Source organism: Kitasatospora sp. NPDC001309, assembly GCF_042896295.1.
GTDB lineage: Bacteria > Actinomycetota > Actinomycetes > Streptomycetales > Streptomycetaceae > Kitasatospora.
Genome location: NZ_JBIAXC010000009.1, coordinates 225,774 through 239,618, shown reverse-complemented (window position 1 = coordinate 239,618; position 13,845 = coordinate 225,774). Strand labels below are relative to the sequence as shown.

Annotated in this window: 12 protein-coding genes; 8 read left to right on the top strand and 4 right to left on the bottom strand. The window is 72.5% G+C overall.

The annotated features are described in order from the left end of the window. Window positions 1-152: 152 nt before the first annotated feature. The 3 genes from ACFY2K_RS12805 to ACFY2K_RS12795 all read right to left on the bottom strand — a co-directional run bounded on the left by ACFY2K_RS12805 (window position 153) and on the right by ACFY2K_RS12795 (window position 2,089). Window positions 153-728, bottom strand: a complete 576-nt coding sequence (locus tag ACFY2K_RS12805) for a TerD family protein (protein WP_375887783.1) — start codon at window positions 726-728, stop codon at window positions 153-155. A gap of 186 nt (window positions 729-914) precedes the next feature. Continuing rightward, a complete protein-coding gene (locus tag ACFY2K_RS12800; protein WP_375887780.1) occupies window positions 915-1,373 on the bottom strand; it encodes a peroxiredoxin in 459 nt (152 codons plus the stop codon). A gap of 275 nt (window positions 1,374-1,648) precedes the next feature. After that, complete coding sequence (locus ACFY2K_RS12795; RefSeq protein ID WP_375887778.1) at window positions 1,649-2,089, bottom strand: DUF3052 domain-containing protein; 441 nt, start codon at window positions 2,087-2,089, stop codon at window positions 1,649-1,651. A 517-nt stretch (window positions 2,090-2,606) separates the two neighbouring features. Here ACFY2K_RS12795 and aceE point away from each other — a divergent pair. Together aceE and ACFY2K_RS12785 are read left to right on the top strand one after the other, a co-directional pair. Continuing rightward, window positions 2,607-5,357, top strand: a complete 2,751-nt coding sequence (gene aceE / locus ACFY2K_RS12790) for a pyruvate dehydrogenase (acetyl-transferring), homodimeric type (protein WP_375887776.1) — start codon at window positions 2,607-2,609, stop codon at window positions 5,355-5,357. Between the two features lie 99 nt (window positions 5,358-5,456). Then, window positions 5,457-5,903, top strand: a complete 447-nt coding sequence (locus ACFY2K_RS12785) for a nitroreductase/quinone reductase family protein (protein ID WP_380527530.1) — start codon at window positions 5,457-5,459, stop codon at window positions 5,901-5,903. A 67-nt stretch (window positions 5,904-5,970) separates the two neighbouring features. Here the strand turns inward: ACFY2K_RS12785 and ACFY2K_RS12780 are convergent, their stop codons facing one another. Then, a complete protein-coding gene (locus ACFY2K_RS12780) occupies window positions 5,971-7,578 on the bottom strand; it encodes an MFS transporter (RefSeq protein ID WP_387711199.1) in 1,608 nt (535 codons plus the stop codon). Between the two features lie 217 nt (window positions 7,579-7,795). Here ACFY2K_RS12780 and ACFY2K_RS12775 point away from each other — a divergent pair, with 217 nt between their 5' ends. From ACFY2K_RS12775 to ACFY2K_RS12750, 6 genes are all read left to right on the top strand, one after another. Next, window positions 7,796-8,482 (top strand): TetR/AcrR family transcriptional regulator, encoded by a 687-nt coding sequence (locus ACFY2K_RS12775; RefSeq protein ID WP_380644323.1) that lies wholly within the window; start codon window positions 7,796-7,798, stop codon window positions 8,480-8,482. A gap of 115 nt (window positions 8,483-8,597) precedes the next feature. After that, complete coding sequence (locus ACFY2K_RS12770) at window positions 8,598-9,902, top strand: sensor histidine kinase (protein WP_387711197.1); 1,305 nt, start codon at window positions 8,598-8,600, stop codon at window positions 9,900-9,902. Further along, window positions 9,899-10,573 carry a response regulator gene (locus ACFY2K_RS12765; RefSeq protein ID WP_375887764.1) on the top strand — a complete coding sequence of 225 codons (675 nt, stop codon included), beginning with the start codon at window positions 9,899-9,901 and terminating at the stop codon, window positions 10,571-10,573. Before ACFY2K_RS12770 ends, ACFY2K_RS12765 begins: the two co-directional genes overlap by 4 nt. 139 nt (window positions 10,574-10,712) lie before the next feature. Further along, on the top strand, window positions 10,713-11,834 hold the full coding sequence (locus ACFY2K_RS12760) for an alpha/beta hydrolase (protein WP_387711195.1): 1,122 nt from the start codon (window positions 10,713-10,715) through the stop codon (window positions 11,832-11,834). Window positions 11,835-11,866: 32 nt separating this feature from the next. Then, the gene (locus tag ACFY2K_RS12755) at window positions 11,867-13,117 is read left to right on the top strand and encodes an acyltransferase (protein WP_380594156.1); all 1,251 of its coding nucleotides are present in this window, start codon (window positions 11,867-11,869) and stop codon (window positions 13,115-13,117) included. A 247-nt stretch (window positions 13,118-13,364) separates the two neighbouring features. Then, a complete protein-coding gene (locus ACFY2K_RS12750; RefSeq protein WP_387711193.1) occupies window positions 13,365-13,679 on the top strand; it encodes a hypothetical protein in 315 nt (104 codons plus the stop codon). Window positions 13,680-13,845: the final 166 nt, after the last annotated feature.

Below are 13,845 nucleotides of genomic sequence, written 5' to 3'. Positions count from 1 at the left end.
CTTCTTTGCACCCCCGAGTCCCGCCAACGCCCCCGGCCGTCACCCCCCCCCCCCCCCCCCTTGTGGCGGGGGCGGGGGGGGCCCCGCCGGCCCGGCCCCCGCCCCGGGGACCGCGCAAGACCCTTGCGCCGCAGGAGGACTCAGACGAGGACTCAGACGTTGACGCCGAAGTCCTGGGCGATGCCGCGCAGGCCGGAGGCGTAGCCCTGGCCGATGGCGCGGAACTTCCACTCGCCGCCGTTGCGGTAGAGCTCGCCGAAGACCATCGCGGTCTCGGTGGAGGCGTCCTCGGAGAGGTCGTAGCGCGCCAGCTCGACGTTGTTCGCCTGGTTCACCACCCGGATGAACGCGTTGCGCACCTGGCCGAAGTTCTGGCCGCGGTTCTCGGCGTCGTAGATCGACACCGGGAAGACGATCTTCTGCACGTCGGCCGGGACGGTGGCCAGGTTGACCTTGATCGCCTCGTCGTCGCCCTCGCCCTCACCGGTCAGGTTGTCGCCGGTGTGCTCGACCGAGCCGTCCGGGCTCTTCAGGTTGTTGAAGAACACGAAGTTCCCGTCCGAACCGACCTTGCCCTGCTCGTTGCAGAGCAGCGCGCTGGCGTCCAGGTCGAAGTCCGTACCGGTGGTGGTCCGGACGTCCCAGCCCAGGCCGACCACGACGGCCTGGAGACCCGGCGCCTCCTTGGTGAGCGAGACGTTGCCGCCCTTGCTGAGGCTGACTCCCACGTGTCCTCCAAGAATCGGGAGGCACGGGTGGTGCCCCCGGGTGGTGCGGTTCTCGGCGCCGACCGACGAAAAACGGACGTACGCCGCACTCCGCCAACGGCCCGAGCGTAGTACCGGGTTCCCGTACGCACGCCCGAACGACGGGGCCGAAGGGTCGCACGGGCCCCGTGGGGCCGTCCGGGGGGCTCAGAGGCCCGCCAGGGCCTTGAGGTACTCCTGCTCGTCCCGGGCGTCCGGGAGGCCGTTGACGACGCTCCAGCGCACCGTGCCGGCCTTGTCGATCACGAAGGTGCCGCGCAGCGGGCAGCCCTTCCGCTCGTCCAGGACGCCGTAGGCCCGGGTGACCTCGCCGTGCGGCCAGAAGTCGGCCAGCAGCGGGAACTCCAGGCCCTCCCGGTCGGCGAGGACCCGCTGGGAGAACTGCGAGTCGCAGGAGACGCCGAGCACCTGGACCTCGTCGTTCTGCAGCCCGGCCAGCTCGCGCTGGATCGCGCCCAGCTCGCCGGTGCAGACGCCGGTGAAGGCGAACGGGTAGAAGACCAGGACGACGTGCTTGCGGCCGCGGAAGTCGGCCAGCCGGACCGTCTCCCCGTGCTGGGTGCTGAGCTCGAAGTCCGGAGCCTGGGTGCCGATCTCGATGGCCATGAGCGGGACCTTTCTGACGCGACCTGGCCGCGCTACGGGCACGGCAGGCGACATCCTCGCATCCGTTGACCGACGTTCGGCCGAACGGATGACGCCGCCCACCGGAAGGCCCACCCCTTCCGCCCTGAGCGAACGCACAGAACACCCGGAACACCCGACTCCCGGAGCGCCCGCGGCACCCGCACCCCCGGCCGCCCGGGGAGCCGCACGAAAAAGCGCCGGGCCCCGACGGAGGAGGTCCTCCGAAGGTGCCCGGCGCGAGGCTCGGGGCCCGTTCAGCGCTGCTTGGGCTGCTTCGCCGTGGACTTGGTCGCCAGCCGGGTCGCCGCCCAGTCCTTGGCCACCGCGATCGAGCTGGTCTGCGACAGGCCGGAGGTCTTCGCCGCGTCCGCGATGTCGGACGCCTCGATGTGGCCGTCCCGGCCGGTCTTGGGCGTCAGCAGCCAGATCAGCCCGCCCTCGGCCAGGTACTCCAGGGCGTCCACGAGGGAGTCGGTGAGATCCCCGTCCTCGTCGCGGTGCCACAGCAGGACGGCGTCCGCGACGTCGTCGTAGTCCTCGTCGACGAGCTCCGTCCCGGTGATCTCCTCGATGCCCTCACGGAGATCCTGGTCAGTGTCTTCGTCGTACCCCAGCTCCTGGACGATCTGGCCTTCTTCGAAGCCGAGACGGGTCGCCGGGTTGGACTTGTCCGCGGGGTCCGCGGTCGCGCTCACGGGAATAACCTCCAGTATTCGGCCCGGCATCCATGCCGAGGCTGTGGCCGTAGTCCACACGGGCGCGGCGGTTCGCGCAAGTACCCGACCGCCGATCCCCCCCAAAGGTTGACGTGTCGCAGCGGGACACGCCGGGCGAGGTGTCGGGAATCACACCGATTTGCCCTTCTCTGCGTGGGACAAGGATGCTTCGGGTGGTCCCGGCCCACAGGCCGTACGCGTGCCCGAGATGCGAACGGCATTCGGGGTCCGCGCGTGCGCGGGCGTAGAGTCTCCTGTTGGCCCTCACCCCGGCCGCCCGCCATCGGGCGGACGGGACACCAGGTCGGACCACCTCTTTTCGTAACACCCGGGGGTGTGCGGAGCGGACGAAGAAGCCCGCGACGCGCACCACCAGACCGTTCCGTCCACCAGGCGGAACGGTTACCGATCGGTAGAGATGACGGATCTCCGAGCGCGGTAGCACGATGGAGGCGGCGCGACACACCTCAGTTTCGACCGACAGTGAAGGAACAGCGTGGCTTCCGGATCCGATCGCAACCCGATCATCATTGGCGGCCTTCCGAGTCAGGTCCCGGACTTCGATCCCGAGGAGACCGCGGAATGGCTGGAGTCGCTCGATGCGGCCATCGACGAGCGGGGGCGTGAGCGTGCCCGTTACCTGATGCTGCGGCTGATCGAGCGCGCCCGCGAGAAGCGTGTCGCCGTGCCCGAGATGCGCAGCACGGACTACGTGAACACCATCGCGACCAAGGACGAGCCGTTCTTCCCCGGCAACGAGGAGATCGAGCGCAAGATCCTCAACGCGACCCGCTGGAACGCGGCCGTCATGGTCTCCCGGGCGCAGCGCCCGGGCATCGGCGTCGGTGGGCACATCGCCACCTTCGCCTCCTCCGCGTCGCTGTACGACGTCGGCTTCAACTACTTCTTCCGCGGCAAGGACGCCGAGGGCGAGTCGGGCGACCAGATCTTCTTCCAGGGTCACGCCTCCCCCGGCATCTACGCCCGCGCCTTCCTGCTGGACCGACTCACCGAGCAGCAGCTCGACGCGTTCCGCCAGGAGAAGTCGAAGGCCCCGTACGGCCTGTCCAGCTACCCGCACCCGCGGCTGATGCCGGACTTCTGGGAGTTCCCGACCGTCTCGATGGGCCTCGGCCCGCTCGGTGCGATCTACCAGGCGCGGATGAACCGCTACCTGGAGCACCGGGGCATCAAGGACACCTCGGACTCGCAGGTCTACGCCTTCCTCGGCGACGGCGAGATGGACGAGCCCGAGTCGCTCGGCCAGCTCTCGCTGGCCGCCCGTGAGGGCCTGGACAACCTGACCTTCGTGGTCAACTGCAACCTGCAGCGCCTGGACGGCCCGGTCCGCGGCAACGGCAAGATCATCCAGGAGCTGGAGTCCCAGTTCCGGGGCGCCGGCTGGAACGTGATCAAGCTGGTCTGGGACCGCAGCTGGGACCCGCTGCTCGCGCAGGACCGCGACGGCGTCCTGGTCAACAAGCTGAACACCACGGTGGACGGCCAGTTCCAGACCTACGCCACCGAGACCGGCCAGTACATCCGCGACCACTTCTTCGGCGGCGACCTGCGCCTGCGCGCCATGGTCGAGAACATGACCGACCAGCAGATCCAGCACCTGGGTCGCGGCGGCCACGACCACAAGAAGATCTACGCGGCGTTCAAGGCCGCCCGCGAGCACCAGGGCCAGCCGACGGTCATCCTGGCCCAGACGGTCAAGGGCTGGACGCTGGGCCCCAACTTCGAGGGCCGCAACGCCACCCACCAGATGAAGAAGCTGACGGTCGAGGACCTCAAGCGCTTCCGCGACCGGCTGCACCTGCCGATCACCGACAAGCAGCTGGACGAGGGCTACCCGCCCTACTACCACCCGGGCCGCGACTCGGAAGAGATCCAGTACATGCACGACCGCCGCAGCGAGCTGGGCGGCTACGTGCCGACCCGCAAGGTGCGCCCGCGCAAGCTGGAACTGCCCGGCGACGACGCGTACAAGGCGGTCAAGAAGGGCTCCGGCAACCAGACCATCGCCACCACCATGGCGTTCGTCCGGGTGCTCAAGGACCTCATGCGGGACAAGGGCATCGGCAACCGCTTCGTGCCGATCGCGCCGGACGAGTACCGCACCTTCGGCATGGACTCGCTGTTCCCGTCGGCGAAGATCTACAACCCGCTGGGCCAGACCTACGAGTCGGTCGACCGCGACCTGCTGCTGGCCTACAAGGAGTCGCCGACCGGCCAGATGCTGCACGACGGCATCTCCGAGGCCGGCTGCACCGCCTCGCTGATCGCCGCCGGTTCGTCCTACGCGACCCACGGCGAGCCGCTGATCCCGGTGTACGTCTTCTACTCGATGTTCGGGTTCCAGCGCACCGGCGACCAGTTCTGGCAGATGGCCGACCAGCTGGCCCGCGGCTTCGTGATCGGCGCCACCGCCGGCCGCACCACGCTGACCGGTGAGGGCCTGCAGCACGCCGACGGCCACTCGCACCTGCTGGCCTCGACCAACCCCGGCGTCGTCGCGTACGACCCGGCGTACGGCTTCGAGATCGCGCACATCGTCCAGGACGGTCTGCGGCGGATGTACGGCTCCAGCGCCGAGCACCCGCACGGCGAGGACGTGTTCTACTACATGACCGTCTACAACGAGCCGATCAAGATGCCGGCCGAGCCCGAGAACGTGGACGTCGAGGGCATCCTCAAGGGTCTGCACCGGTACGCGCCGGCCACCGCCGGCCAGATCCCGGCCCAGATCCTCGCCTCCGGCGTGGCCGTGCCGTGGGCCCTGGAGGCCCAGCGCATCCTCGCCGAGGAGTGGAACGTCAAGGCCGACGTCTGGTCCGCGACCTCCTGGAACGAGCTGCGCCGCGACGCGGTGGAGGCCGAGGAGTTCAACCTGCTGCACCCCGAGGAGCAGCAGCGGGTGCCGTACGTCACCCAGAAGCTCCAGGGCGCCGAGGGCCCGGTCGTCGCCGTGTCCGACTGGATGCGCGCCGTTCCGGACCAGATCGCCCGCTGGGTGCCGGGCCAGTACCAGTCGCTGGGCGCCGACGGCTTCGGCTTCGCCGACACCCGCGGTGCGGCCCGTCGCTTCTTCCACATCGACGCGCAGTCGGTCGTCCTGGGCGTGCTCACCGAGCTCGCCAAGCAGGGCAAGATCGACCGCTCGGCGCTGAAGGACGCGATCGACCGCTACCAGCTGCTGGACGTGACCGCGGCCGACCCGGGTGCCGCCGGCGGCGACGCCTGATCACCCGCTAGCGCCTGAGAGGGGCCGGACTCCCGTACGGGGTCCGGCCCTTCGGCGTTCCCGCCCCGGACACCCGGGTCAGGTCCTACGCTCGACGCCATGACGAACCGGAGCACGCACCACCACCCCGAACCCGCCGACGGCGCGGGAGAGTTCAACCGCAAGGTGATCGCCGAGTTCCGGGCCGGCGCGGGGGTGGTGGGCGGCGACCTCGCCGGGATGCCGCTGCTGCTGCTCACCGTGGTCGGCGCCCGCAGCGGCGAGCCGCGCACCACCCCGCTGGTCCACCTGCCGGACGGCGAGCGGCTGGTGGTCTTCGCCTCCAACGGCGGCAGCGACACCGACCCGGTCTGGTACCGCAACCTGGTCGCCCACCCGGAGGTCACCGTCGAGCTCGGCACCGAGCGCTACCCGGCCGTGGCGGCCGCGGTCGACCCGGCCGAGCACGACGCGCTCTGGGCCCGCCAGTCGGCCGCCCAGCCGCAGTTCGCCGAGTACCGCGAGGCCGCCCGGACGATCCCGCTGGTGGCCCTCACCCGGGTCTGAGCGGCACCCCGGGCAGCACGACGGCCCCGGTCTCCCCCACGGAGTCCGGGGCCGTCCGCCGGCCGGCTCAGATGTGCACGGCCGGGCCCGCGTCGGTCTCGCCGCGGCGGGTCAGCAGGGCCACCAGGGCGGCGCCGAACGCCACCACCGCGGCCACCATGAAGGCCAGCGACATCCCGCTGACGAAGGACTGGTGCACGGCGCCGGCCATCAGGTCCACCGCCTGCTGCGGGGTGCCGGGCGGGGCCGGCGGGGCGATGCCCAGCTGGGCGGCCTGCTTGAGGCCCGCGGCCGCCTGCGGGTCCTCGACCGGCGGCAGGCCGGCCTTGGCCCAGTTGCCGGGCAGCACGTCGCCGACCTTGGCGGCCATCAGGGCGCCCAGCACGGCGGTGCCCAGGCTGCCGCCGACCTGCATCGCGGCCTGCTGGAGGCCGCCGGCCACGCCGGACAGCTCCAGCGGGGCGTTGCCGACGATGACCTCGGTGGCGCCGACGATGACCGGGCTGATGCCGAGGCCCATCAGGACGAACCAGAGCGACATCACGCCGGTGCCGGAGCCGGTGTCCAGGGTGGACATGCCGACCATCGCCCCGGTGGTGAGCAGCATCCCGACCATGATCGGGATCCGCGGGCCGAGCTTGCCGATCGCGAGGCCCGCCAGCGGCGCGCCGACGATCATCATGCCGGTCATCGGCAGCAGGTGGACGCCGGCGTCGACCGGCTTCATCCCGTGCACGTTCTGGAGGTAGAAGGTCACGAAGAAGATCGCGCCGAAGAACGCGAAGGCCATCAGCACCATCAGCAGCACGCCCGCCGACAGCGGCACCGAGCGGAACAGGCTCAGCGGGATCAGCGGCTCCTTCGCCCGGCCCTGCCAGAGCGCGAAGAGCACCATCAGCAGCACCGCGCCGCCCAGGAACAGCAGCGTCCGGGCGTCGCCCCAGCCCCACTCGGGGGCCTTGATGATCCCGAAGACCAGCGCGAACATCCCGACCGAGAGCAGCCCGATGCCCGGCAGGTCGAAGGACTTCGCGGCGTTCTCGGCCCGGACGTCCTTGAGGATCCACAGGCCTAGGGCCACCGCGGCCAGGCCGACCGGGATGTTGATGAAGAACACCGACTCCCAGTTGACGTGCTCGACCAGCAGGCCGCCGACGATCGGGCCGGCCGCGGTGGACGCGCCGATCACCCCGCCCCAGATGCCGATCGCCATGTTGAGCTTGTCGGCCGGGAAGGCCCCGCGCAGCAGGCCGAGCGCGGCGGGCTGGAGCAGCGCGCCGAACAGGCCCTGGAGGACGCGGAAGGCGATCACGGTCTGGATGTTGCCCGCGAAGCCGATCGCGGCCGAGGTGGCGGCGAAGCCGACCGCGCCGACCAGGAAGGTGCTCTTGTGGCCGAAGCGGTCGCCGATCTTGCCGGCGGTGATCAGGAAGACCGCGAGCGCCAGCAGGTAGCCGCTGGTGACCCACTGGATCTCGGAGGGCGCGGCCTTGAGCTTCTCCTGGATCACCGGGTTGGCGATCGCGACGATCGTGCCGTCCAGGGCGACCATCATCACGCCGACCGCGACGGTCAGCAGGGTCAGCCAGGGGTGCCCCTTGAGCCCTCCCCCGGCCGGCGGCTTCGACGGCGGCGCCGCGTCCGCCTCGGAGTTCTTGACGACGGACTGACTCATCTGGGCCCTCCGGGGGCGTGACAGAGACCGGCACGTGGTGGTGGCGCTGCGACGACCCACCCGTCCCCACGAGTGCCCGGCCGACGAGCGCCACTCCGGCAGATTATGTCAGCGACTGACATTCGGCAAACAGTGACTTGTGGCCGGAACTGCCATTTGTCAGGCGGCTAAGGTTGTGCTCCCACCCGCCACACCCGCGCCCCGGAAGGCCCCCGCCATGGCCGCTCGCACCCCCCGCCCCGTCGGCACCCCGGAGGACCTCGGCCGGGCCCCCGGCCTGCGCGAGCGCAAGAAGCAGCAGACCCGGGACGCCCTGGTGCAGGCCGCCCACGCGCTCTTCCTCGGCCAGGGCTTCGCCAGGACCACCGTCGACGAGATCGCCTCCGCCGTCGACGTCTCCCAGCGCACCTTCTTCCGCTACTTCGCCAACAAGGACGAGGTCGCCCTCGCCGTGATGGCCGACGCCGAGGACTACTTCATCCACTGCCTGCACCACCGGCCCGCCGAGGAGACCCCGCTCCAGGCCCTGCGCGCCTCGATCGTCCAGGCCTGGCGCGACCTCGGGAACGCCCGGGCCTCCGGCCCCAACTCCATCGGCAGCGCCCTCGAACTGCTGCGCATCATCGAGGACACCCCCGCCCTGCTCGCCGCCCACCTGCGCCGGGTCACCGAGCAGGAGCGGCTGGTGGTCCAGGTGCTCGCCGAACGCGAAGGACTCGACCCCGCCGAGGACCTGCGCCCGGTCGTGCTCGCCGCCGTCTTCGGCAGCCTGCTGCGCGCCGCCCACCTCTCCTGGACCGCCGAGCAGGAACCGGCCGGCCCCGAGGGCATGGTCGTGGTGATCGAGCGCTACTTCGACCAGCTCGGCCCCGCCCTGGCCGGCCACTGGCGCGACCGCCCGTAACGCCCGCAGCGCCCGCCCGTAGTACCCGGGTACCACCCCGTACCCGGGTGGTACCCGGAGGTTCGCGCTCCAGTCCGACGCGCGACCCGGGCCCGTGCTCCTAGGCTGGCCCGCGATGAAGACGCTCACCGCCGCCGACGCCCGCAGGTTCGCCGCCCGACAACTGCGCACCCTGCGGCAGAACCTGACCATCTCCAGCGAGAACGAGACCCCGCTGCTCGGGAACTCCCGCCGACGCTGGGTGCGCAGGATCCCGTTCGCCGTCGCGATCATCCTCCAGGCCTCGCTGATCCCCTCCGGGATCGCCACCCTGGTCGGCTTCTACGGCCTGGTGCTGCCGGTCGCCGCCGCACTCACCGTCGCCCAGACCACCCCGCTGTTCCTCGCCATCACCCGCCCGCTGGCCGCCTGGTGGATCAGCGCCCCCACCCTGGTCCTCACCGCCGCCATCACCGCCCGCCACCACCAGCTGATGGGCAGTTGGCCGTGGACGGCACCGATGATCATCGCGTACCTCTTCCTGCTGCTCGCCCTCGGGCTGCGCGAGCGCCGGGCCACCGTGGTCTCGGTCTGGATCGCCACCTTCCTGCTCACCGTCCTCACCACCACCCTCGGACTGCCCCGGGCCGGCGACGGCACCACCGTGCTGCTGATCGCGCTCAGCGGAGCCGTCCTGCTGCTCGGCTGGGCCGTGCAGGACCGCGCGGTCGCCCGCCGGCTGCTCACCGAGCAGGAGCAGATCAGCGAGGTGGAGCGCGAGCGGCGCACCCTGCTGGAGGAACGCGCCCGGATCGCCCGGGAGTTGCACGACGTGGTGGCCCACCACATGTCGGTGATCGCGGTACAGGCCGCCAGCGCGCCGTACCGGATCCAGGGCGTCCCGGACGACGCCGCCGAGGAGTTCACCGCGATCGCCGGCACCGCGCGCGAGTCACTGGCCGAGATGCGCCGGCTGCTCGGGGTGCTGCGCAGCGAGGACGCCTCCGGGGAGAAGGCCCCGCAGCCGGGCGTGGCCCAACTCGCCCAGCTGGTCGAGACGGTGGGGCGGGCCGGGGTGCCCGCCGAACTGACCGTGGACGAGGGGCTGGCCGAGCTGGTGCCGCAGGCCGTCGGCCTCTCCGTCTACCGGATCGTCCAGGAGGCGCTGGCCAACGTGGTCCGGCACGCCCCCGGCGCCCGGACCTGGGTGTCGCTGTCGGCGGACGGCCCGGAACTGCGGCTCACCGTGGTCAACGCGCCCCCGTCCCAGCACACCGAGTCACTGGAGGCCTCGGTCGAGGGCACCGGGCACGGCCTGGTCGGCATGCGTGAACGCGTCCGGCTGGTCGATGGCAGGCTGGACACCGGCCCGCTGCCGGACGGCGGCTTCAAGGTGGCCGCCGTCCTGCCGCTCGACCCACCCCAGGAGACACCCGTATGACCATCCGCGTGATCATCGTCGACGACCAGGCCATGGTGCGGGCCGGCTTCGCCGCCCTGCTCAACGCGCAGAGCGACATCGACGTGGTGGGGGACGCGGCGGACGGCGCCCAGGCCCTGGAGGTCACCGGCCGCACCCACCCGGACGTGGTCCTGATGGACGTCCGGATGCCCGTCATGGACGGCCTGGAGGCCGCCCGGCGACTGCTCGACCCCGACGTCCCCGGCGCCCACCGGCCCAAGGTGCTGATGCTGACCACCTTCGACGTGGACGACTACGTGTACGAGGCGCTGCGCGCCGGGGCCAGCGGCTTCCTGCTCAAGGACGCCCCGCCGGCCGACCTGATCGCCGCGGTCCGGGTGGTCGCGGCCGGCGAGGCCCTGCTCGCCCCCTCCGTCACCCGGCGGCTGATCGCCGACTTCGCCCGCACCAAGCCCGCCAGGCGCCGCGACCCCAAACTGCGGCTCAACGGCCTGACCCCGCGGGAGACCGAGGTGCTGGGGCTGATCGCCCGCGGCCTGTCCAACCAGGAGATCGCCGCCCAGCTGGTGCTCGCCGAACAGACCGTCAAGACCCACATCGGGCGCATCCTCGGCAAGCTCGACCTGCGCGACCGCGCCCAGGCCGTGGTGCTGGCCTACGAGTCCGGCCTGGTAACCCCCGGCGAGTAAGGGGGGTTGTCCCCCTCATACCCCGGTAGCACCGGGTAGTTGGCCCCGCGGTGTGACGTCCGCGGGGCCGTCGTCTTCCTACCTTCCTCCTCGTCGAAAGCCGAAGCCGGCTGCCGAACGGACGAGGGAGAACAGGGACATGCGCAAGCTCCGTACCAAGCGGGCGCTCGCCGCCACCGCGCTGGCACTGGCGGCGGTGCTCGGCGCGGGTGGCTGGGCCGCCGACACCCAGGCCGCCGTCACCGGCCCGCCGCCCGGCAGCGCCGCCTGGACCGCCGACACCGCACTCGGCCTGCGCCTCCCCGACCCGGCCACCAGCACGCCCGCCCAAGTGGCCTCCTTCTTCGCCGGGTTGACGCCCGCCCAGCAGCAGGCCCTGGCCGCCCGGCACCCCCTGGTGGTCGGCAACCTGGACGGCGCCCCGGTCCCGCTCCGGTACCGGGCCAACACCCTGGCCCTCACCGCCGAACGCGACCGGGAACTCGCCCGGACCACCGACCCGGCCCTCACCCCGCAGGACCAGCAGGCCGCCCGCACCCGCGCCGAGCGCTACCGCACCCTGCTGGACGGCGGCCGGCAGGTCCTCGCCTTCGACCCGCGCGGCCGCGGCCAGGTCGCCGAGGTGTTCGGCGACCTCACCACCGCCCCCCGCACCGCCGTGATCGTCCCCGGCTCGGACATCGACCTGCTCACCTTCGACCGCGCCACCGAGCCGTACGGCACCCCCGTCGGCATGGCCCGCGCCCTGTACCGGGCCACCGACGGGCGGACCGCCGTGATCGCCTGGGCCGGCTACACCACCCCGGTCGGCGTGGGCCTCGACGCCGCCACCGAGGACCTCGCCCGGGCCGGCGCCGACCGCCTCGACCGGTTCCTGGACGGACTCGCCGCCAGCACGACCCCGCAGGCCCCGCCCACGGTGTTCTGCCACAGCTACGGCTCGGTGGTCTGCGGCCTGGCCCGCCCGACCCCCGCCCGGGCCTCCGGCCTGGTGGTGCTCGGCTCGCCCGGCATGGGCGTGGACTCGGCCGCCGACCTCGACCCCGCGGTGCCGCTCTGGGCCACCGCCCGCAACGACTCGGACTGGATCGGCGACGTGCCCAACGTCCGGTTCCTCGGCCTCGGCCACGGCGCCGACCCGACCGACCCCGGCTTCGGCGCCCGCCCGCTGCCGTCCACCGGATCCCACGGCCACACCGGCTACTTCACCCCCGGCACCGCCTCCCTCGCCGCCTACGCCGCCATCGCCCAGGGCCGCTGAGCCCCACCCCCCGCCAAGGAAGGAGCACCACCATGGCCCGCCCCACCAGCACCCTGCCCCACCCCGTCGCCGCCCTGCGCCGCGCCGCCGCGAAGGTCGACGCGAAGACCCCCGCGAGCCGCGACCGCGCCCTGGACGGCCTGCGCGCCCTCGCCCTGCTCTCCGTCCCGATCGGCCACTGGATGCTCGGCGGCCTGACCCTCTCCGCCGACGGCGCCCTGCACAACGCCAGCCCGCTCTCCGCCCTGGGCGGCCTCGCCCCGGCCAGCTGGGTGCTCCAGATGCTCGGGGTGTTCTTCCTGGTCGGCGGCCACTCCTCGGTCCGCTCGCTGGAGCGGGCCCGGGAGAAGGGGCTGACGTACGGGAGTTGGCTGCGGGCCCGGACGGTCCGGCTGCTGCGGCCGGTGCTGGGGGTGACGGCGGTGTGGGCGCTGCTGATCCCGCTGCTGCCCCGGCTCGGGGTGCCCGCGGACACCCTGCGCACCGGCGCCACCCTGGTGGTGCAGCCGCTCTGGTACATCGGGGTGTACCTGGCGCTGACCGCGCTCACCCCGCTCTGCGTGGCCTTCGGGCGGCGGCTCGGCCCGTGGTCGGCGGGCCTGCTGGTGGCCTCGGTCGCGCTGGTCGACCTGCTGCGGTACGGGCCGTGGGCCGAGGCGGTGCCGTCCTGGCTGGGGCTGCTGAACCTGCTGCCGGGCTGGATGTTCGGCTACCAGCTGGGCGTGCTGTGGGCGCAGGGCCGGCTCGGCCGGTCGGCCGCCCGGGTGCTGCTGTTCGGCGGCGCGGCGCTGTTCGCGGTCCTGCTGGTGGCGTTCCACTACCCGGCGAGCATGGTCGGGGTGCCGGGCGTCGAGCGGACCAACTCGCACCCGCCGTCCCTGCTGGTGCTGGCCCTGGCCGCGGTGCAGTGCGGCGCGGCGGTGCTGCTGCGGGAGCGGCTGGGCCGGCTGCTGACCCGCCGTCCGCTGCTGTGGCTGCCGGTGGTGGCGGTCAACCTGTCGGCGATGACGATCTTCTGCTGGCACCAGAGCGCGATGCTCGCGGTGGCGGTGCCCGGCGCAGCCGGCCTGGGCGCCCTGCCGGGGCTGACCACCGCGCCGGACTCGCTCGGCTGGGTGGCCGCCCGGCTGGCCCTGCTGCCGCTGTTCGGGGCCGCCCTGGTGACGATCGGGTGGTTCACCCGGCGCTTCGACGGGCCGTGGACGGCCTTCTCCCGGGCCGGCAAGGCGCTGGCGGGCGCGGCGGCGGCGCTGTTCGCCGCGTACGCGCTGGGCATGGTGTGACACCCCGGCGACCACGCCGGCGATCACCGCTCCGAAGGGGCGCGCAACCGAACGGTGCGCGCCCCTTCGGCCGTTCCAGCGCATCCCCGGAAGGGGCACCGCTCCAAGGGAGGCACGGCACATGCGTCTCACCACGCACTGTGATGTTCTGTGACGGTCGGCGTCCATCGCCGGACCGCGCCCGCCCACGGCCCGTCCGTCCGCATTCGCCCCCTCCCCGAACACCCCTCCCTCCCCGAGGAGATCCATGCCCCCGTCCCCGTCCCGCCCGCGGTCCCGGCCCCGGGGCCGCCACCGGCTGCCGGCCGCCGCCGTGGTCCTCGCGGTCACCACCGGAAGCCTGTTGAGCGCCGCCGCCCCGGCACTCGCCCACGGCGGGGACGACCTCGCCCCGCACGTCGACTCCCGCCGGGTCGCCGAGGAGGTGCGGCAGGACGAGGTCGCCGCCCTCGGCCGGGAGCACGCCGAGGAGCACGCCCGGATGCGCGCGGCCGTCCGCGGCGTCGGCGACTACCCGCAGACCACCCGCAGACCACCCGCACCAACCGGTACAACGCCCTGACCGCCTCCCAGGCCCAGCTCAACAAGGCCTTCGCGCCGGAGACCTTCGGCGCCTTCAAGGAGTACTTCCCCTCCCCCGACTTCGGCGACCACGTCGCCCTGCTGCCCACCGGCAAGGTCCTGCTGTTCTCCTTCGAACGGATCGAGACCAACCCCGAGAAGGAACC

Bases quoted from the DNA above. Each gene is read 5' to 3' on its own strand.
- ACFY2K_RS12800 (WP_375887780.1), bottom strand. From the start codon at position 1,373: ATGGCCATCGAGATCGGCACCCAGGCTCCGGACTTCGAGCTCAGCACC.
- ACFY2K_RS12785 (WP_380527530.1), top strand. From the start codon at position 5,457: ATGACGAACCGGAGCACGCACCACCACCCCGAACCCGCCGACGGCGCG.
- ACFY2K_RS12780 (WP_387711199.1), bottom strand. From the start codon at position 7,578: ATGAGTCAGTCCGTCGTCAAGAACTCCGAGGCGGACGCGGCGCCGCCG.
- ACFY2K_RS12775 (WP_380644323.1), top strand. From the start codon at position 7,796: ATGGCCGCTCGCACCCCCCGCCCCGTCGGCACCCCGGAGGACCTCGGC.
- ACFY2K_RS12770 (WP_387711197.1), top strand. From the start codon at position 8,598: ATGAAGACGCTCACCGCCGCCGACGCCCGCAGGTTCGCCGCCCGACAA.
- ACFY2K_RS12765 (WP_375887764.1), top strand. From the start codon at position 9,899: ATGACCATCCGCGTGATCATCGTCGACGACCAGGCCATGGTGCGGGCC.
- ACFY2K_RS12760 (WP_387711195.1), top strand. From the start codon at position 10,713: ATGCGCAAGCTCCGTACCAAGCGGGCGCTCGCCGCCACCGCGCTGGCA.
- ACFY2K_RS12755 (WP_380594156.1), top strand. From the start codon at position 11,867: ATGGCCCGCCCCACCAGCACCCTGCCCCACCCCGTCGCCGCCCTGCGC.
- ACFY2K_RS12750 (WP_387711193.1), top strand. From the start codon at position 13,365: ATGCCCCCGTCCCCGTCCCGCCCGCGGTCCCGGCCCCGGGGCCGCCAC.